We start from the raw sequence: 4,620 nt of genomic DNA on the forward strand, positions 1-4,620 counted from the left end.
GTGAGCGGGTCAAATCGGTGACCCGGGGCGTCGACGACCGCCAGGCCGTGATCACCTTCGCCAAGCCATACGCCGAGTGGCGCGGCATGTTCGCCGGTAACACCATGCTGCTTCCCAAGAGCAGCACCGCGACCCCCGAGGCGTTCAACACCGCACAGCTGTCCGGCCCCGGACCGTCGGCCGGTCCGTTCGTCGTCACCGCGCTGGATCGGACCAAGCAGCGAATTGTCTTGACCCGCAACCCCAAGTGGTGGGGCGAACGGCCGCGGCTGGACCGCATCACCTACCTGGTGCTCGACGACGCCGCGCGATTGCCGGCGCTGCAGAACAAGGCGATCGACGCGACCGGCGTCGCCGGCCTGGATCAGATGACGATCGCCAGGCGCACCAAGGGCATCTCGATCCGCCGGGCGCCCACTCCGAGCTGGTATCACTTCACCTTCAACGGTGCGAAGGGCTCGATTCTGTCCGACCCGGCGTTGCGCCGCGCCGTCGCCGAGGGCATCGACCGGCAAAGCATCGCCACCGTCACCCAGTACGGGCTCAGCAGCCACCCGGCGGCGCTGAACAACCACATCTATGTCGAGGGCCAGCAGGGCTACGAAGATAACAGCGGCGTCGTCGCGTACAACCCGGACAAGGCCAAGCGCGACCTCGATGCGTTGGGCTGGAAACTCAACGGGCAGTTCCGCGAACGGGACGGAGATCAGCTCGTCATCCGCGACTTGTTCTACGACGCGCAGACCAGTCGGCAGTTCGGCCTGATCGCGCAACACAGCCTCGCGCAGATCGGGGTTAAACTCGAGCTGGTGGCGAAGGCCGGCAGCGGCTTCTTCACCAACTACATCAACGTCGGCGCGTTCGACCTCGCCCAATTCGGTTGGATGGGCGACGCTTTCCCGTTGTCAGCGCTCACCCAGATCTACGCGTCCACCGGGGAGAGCAACTTCGGCAAGATCGGCAGCCCCGAGATCGACGCCAAAATCGAGCAGACGCTCCAAGAGCTGGATCCCGCCAAGGCGCGAACATTGGCCAATGAGGTCGACAAGCTGATCTGGGCCGAAGGATTCAGCCTGCCGCTGATCCAGTCACCCGGCAACGTGGCGGTCAACAGCTCGTTGGCCAACTTCGGTGCGGCCGGGCTCGCCGACTTGGACTACACCGCAATTGGGTTCATGCGCTGAGTAGTCGGTTGGCCCGTCTTTGGCACCTCGGGCCACGCGATATGGCCCTCGAAGCCAAGCGCTCTCGCCATGTCGCGGTAGCCAGGTTGGGTTGACAGTTACCTATCCGCTGTCCGTCATCACGACGTGGCGACCCACGTATGTTCATCCCGTGCGCGCCTCCGGTTTGTCAGCAGCACGCGAATCGTGGTGATGTGCAGGATGATCGAGAAGGGCACCATGTATGCCGGAAAGAGGACCATCGGCCATTGGGTGAACACCGAGGTCGGTGGGTCGGTATGCACCACGGCGAGAGCTTGGGATGCCAAGAACCCGGTTCCCACCGCGCCGACGAAATCAAGCAGGCCAAGCACCGACCATGCAACGGGAATAGCGATCGACGTCGACCAGATCAGGGCGATCACGGCGACGCAGGCAGTGACACCGACTGTGATGTCGCCGAACGCGGCTGGGTAGGCGAAGAAGCCGGGAAGCTGACCGCCGACCTCCAACACCAGGAACACGCATCCCAACCAACGAGCGGTCTGTGTGATGAGCAGCTCGGCGAGCGTTCGCCGGTCTGCCAACAGCTCGTCCAGCGATGACGAGCGTGCCACCGCAATCGGTCCTATAACGATGAGCGCGAAGAACAAGTAGACGAGCCAGGGTGGCTGGTCCGGACCATCGTGAAAAGCCTCCACGTGGGTGTATCCCGCTGACAAGCCGAACCACACCGCGAACACGGCCCCAAGGGCACACCCCAGCCTGAGCGACTCAAAGGTCGAACGGCCATGACGTATCGCAGACCGATACATGATGACCGGCACCCACACGGTGAAGAGGACAGCTACAGAGACCACCAAAATCGTAATGGTCACCGGTACGTCGGGAATCGGATGATCCACTGATCCGCACGACAGCTTCGTGGCAGTCATCTCACGCGACCCGACCCGCAGTCGATCACCTCAATATGGTGTCACCCCCGGCGAGACTTGTCTGCCTTTGACCACGGGAATGATCGCTTATGGATGGACAACGAGGCACAAAGAGTTTTGAGAAAACCCCTGAGAAGCTAAAGCATTGAATTTGATACGAGGTGTACGACCAAGCACGTCATAAACGCGCATCCCACGCGCGCGTGCATTAGGTCGTTTCGCAGTGCACGGGCCGATTGCCGAGCGGGCATCGTCGCCGCTGTGTCCGGCGACCGCGACACGCCCTGACGAAGCTGCCACCGCATCACACCATTTGCCGATAGAGCCAAGATTGCCGCACGGTTGGCCGACCCGTCGGCGGCGCGATACAGATGCGCGTTCAAACGCGGATGACCAGGTGCTCGCGTTTAGTCTCGCTGCATGGACCGCATTTGGCAGTGGGCGTGGGATCGGTACGGAACGAGGTATTCGTGGGCTCTCTGGGTGATCTTGTTCGTTGTGGCGCTCCCAGTCTGGCTGATGATGACATGTGTTCTTGTCGCCGTCGAAAAGTCTGGTTATTACGTTGAGGCGGCCCTCGTCACGGTAGTCGCCATCCTTGTGGGGGCATATGTCGTGCTACCTGCCGGGGTGGGCGGCATCCGCTTTGCAGAGCAATGGGCAGGGGGTCACGAGGTTGACCGGTTGAAAGCTCTGGAAGGCACTTACACATACGCGCGAGGAGCGGCCGCCCGAGGCGTGACCGGGACCGCGGTTGTGACTGGCCTGCTGTTCGTGCTTGTCGGCGCGATCACTGGTGCCGCCGGACTACGGCTCGTCCAGTACGGAGTCATAGGAGTTGTCGTAGGAAGCTCATTGGCGCTAATCGCTATACATAGTTTTGTAGAAACGGCGATGCGACCGGCCAGAGTTGCTCTGAGTGGTGATCGTGGCATCGGTGATGCCTTGCCTCGCGCTCGCCCGACGTTTGCTGCTTGGTCGAACGTCTCGATGCTCGCGGCTGCATTCTCGTTCGCCCTCCTAGGTGCCATGCTGGGGACTTTGTTCGATCGGGCCAGTGAGTTCCCGGTGCTCTGGCTCGTGATCGGATGTGGGCTGACGCTCGGACTTGCGGTGCCCATCACCGTCACTGCTGCTTTCTCTCCGTCCATGCGACCGATTCGTGACCTTGCCGAAGGCACCCAACGCGTTGCCGCCGGCGTCTACAGCCAGCGCCTGCCGGTGGTTCAAGACGATGACCTCGGTGCCTTGGCGGCGTCGTTCAATCGTATGCAGGCGGGTTTGGCTGAGCGGCAACGGCTTCAGGCCGCGTTCGGGACCTATGTCGACCCGGCTCTCGCCGCACGGCTACTTGAGCAGGGTGACGATGTGTTCACCGGGGAGCGCCGCCAGGTGGCGGTGATGTTCGTCGACGTGCGCGACTTCACCCCGTTCGCCGAGGCGAACACCGCTGAGGACACCGTGTCTCGGCTCAACGCGCTGTTCGAAATCGTGGTGCCTGCCGTCGTCGATGCCGGAGGGCACGTCAACAAGTTCCTCGGCGACGGCGCCTTAGCCGTTTTCGGGGCCCCCAACGACCTCGCCGATCATGCCGGCGCCGCAGTGAAGGTCGCTGTGCTAATTCATCGCCTTGTCGGCGAGCGGTTCGGCGAGGAGCTTCGGATCGGCATCGGGATCAACACCGGGGTGGTGATCGCCGGCACCATTGGCGGCGGGGGCAAATTGGAGTTCACCTTGATCGGTGACACCGTCAACGTGGCAGCCCGCGTCGAGCAACTTACCAAAACCACCGGCGACGCTATCCTTCTCACCCGGCAGTGCGTCGACGCCTTGGCTTTTCAACCGCTCGGACTCATCGACCGGGGATTCCATGTCCTGAAAGGGAAATCAGCCGCCGTGCAGGTCTTCGGCCTCGACCAAGAGACCGACGCGCGGGTAGACCTCAGCTGATCTTCACGCGCACAGCTCAATGCGCTGTGCGTCCTTGATCCCGTCGTATCGGGCTGGGGTGCAGGTCAATACGATCACTTGCCCGCGCTCCCCCAGCGTGTCGAACACCGCTGCCATCTTGACCAATCGTTGCGGATCGGTGAATCCGAGCGCATCGTCGATCAGGATCGGGACCGCGTCCTCCTTGGCGACCAGCGCGGCGCCGGCCAGCCGCGCCAGGATGCCGAGTTGCTCTTTGGCGCCACCTGACAGTGAGTCGTACGGGACGGTGCAACCGTCCAGGGTGCGGTTGAGGATGCACAGATCGCTGTCGACATCGACCTCGAAACTCGGCCCGAAAACCGGACGGCCCAATCGCTCCAGCTCGGCGCGGAACGGCTCGACATAACGCAGCCGGGTGGTGTCGCGGTGCCGCACCATCACGGCGCGCAGCAACTGCACCGCGCGGGCCCGGCGACCGACCCGGTCGTGCTCATCGCGGGCGTGTTCACACTGGATCTCGGCGGCGTCCAGCTTGCCTTTGCGGCCTTCGGTGCCGAATACCGTGAGCTGCGAGGCGATCTCGTGCAGGG

Annotated in this window: 4 protein-coding genes; 2 read left to right on the forward strand and 2 right to left on the reverse strand. The window is 63.0% G+C overall.

Annotated elements, in window-relative coordinates; all coding sequences use genetic code 11:
- Positions 1-1,184, forward strand: a 1,184-nt coding sequence (locus WAN02_RS03555) for an ABC transporter family substrate-binding protein (RefSeq protein ID WP_422262805.1), incomplete at its 5' end; no start/stop codon positions are given.
- Positions 1,185-1,303: 119 nt separating this feature from the next.
- Here WAN02_RS03555 and WAN02_RS03560 read toward each other — a convergent pair.
- A complete protein-coding gene (locus WAN02_RS03560) occupies positions 1,304-2,098 on the reverse strand; it encodes a hypothetical protein (RefSeq protein ID WP_422262806.1) in 795 nt (264 codons plus the stop codon).
- A 420-nt stretch (positions 2,099-2,518) separates the two neighbouring features.
- On the opposite strand from WAN02_RS03560, the gene WAN02_RS03565 reads away from it, so the two are divergent.
- A complete protein-coding gene (locus tag WAN02_RS03565) occupies positions 2,519-4,048 on the forward strand; it encodes an adenylate/guanylate cyclase domain-containing protein (protein WP_422262807.1) in 1,530 nt (509 codons plus the stop codon).
- 3 nt (positions 4,049-4,051) lie between these two features.
- Here WAN02_RS03565 and WAN02_RS03570 read toward each other — a convergent pair.
- The coding region (locus WAN02_RS03570; RefSeq protein WP_422262808.1) for an ATP-binding protein at positions 4,052-4,620 on the reverse strand (569 nt) is incomplete at its 5' end.

This window comes from Mycobacterium sp., from assembly GCF_049281135.1.
Taxonomy (GTDB): Bacteria; Actinomycetota; Actinomycetes; order Mycobacteriales; family Mycobacteriaceae; genus Mycobacterium.

Bases quoted from the DNA above. Each gene is read 5' to 3' on its own strand.
- WAN02_RS03560 (WP_422262806.1), bottom strand. From the start codon at position 2,098: ATGACTGCCACGAAGCTGTCGTGCGGATCAGTGGATCATCCGATTCCC.
- WAN02_RS03565 (WP_422262807.1), top strand. From the start codon at position 2,519: ATGGACCGCATTTGGCAGTGGGCGTGGGATCGGTACGGAACGAGGTAT.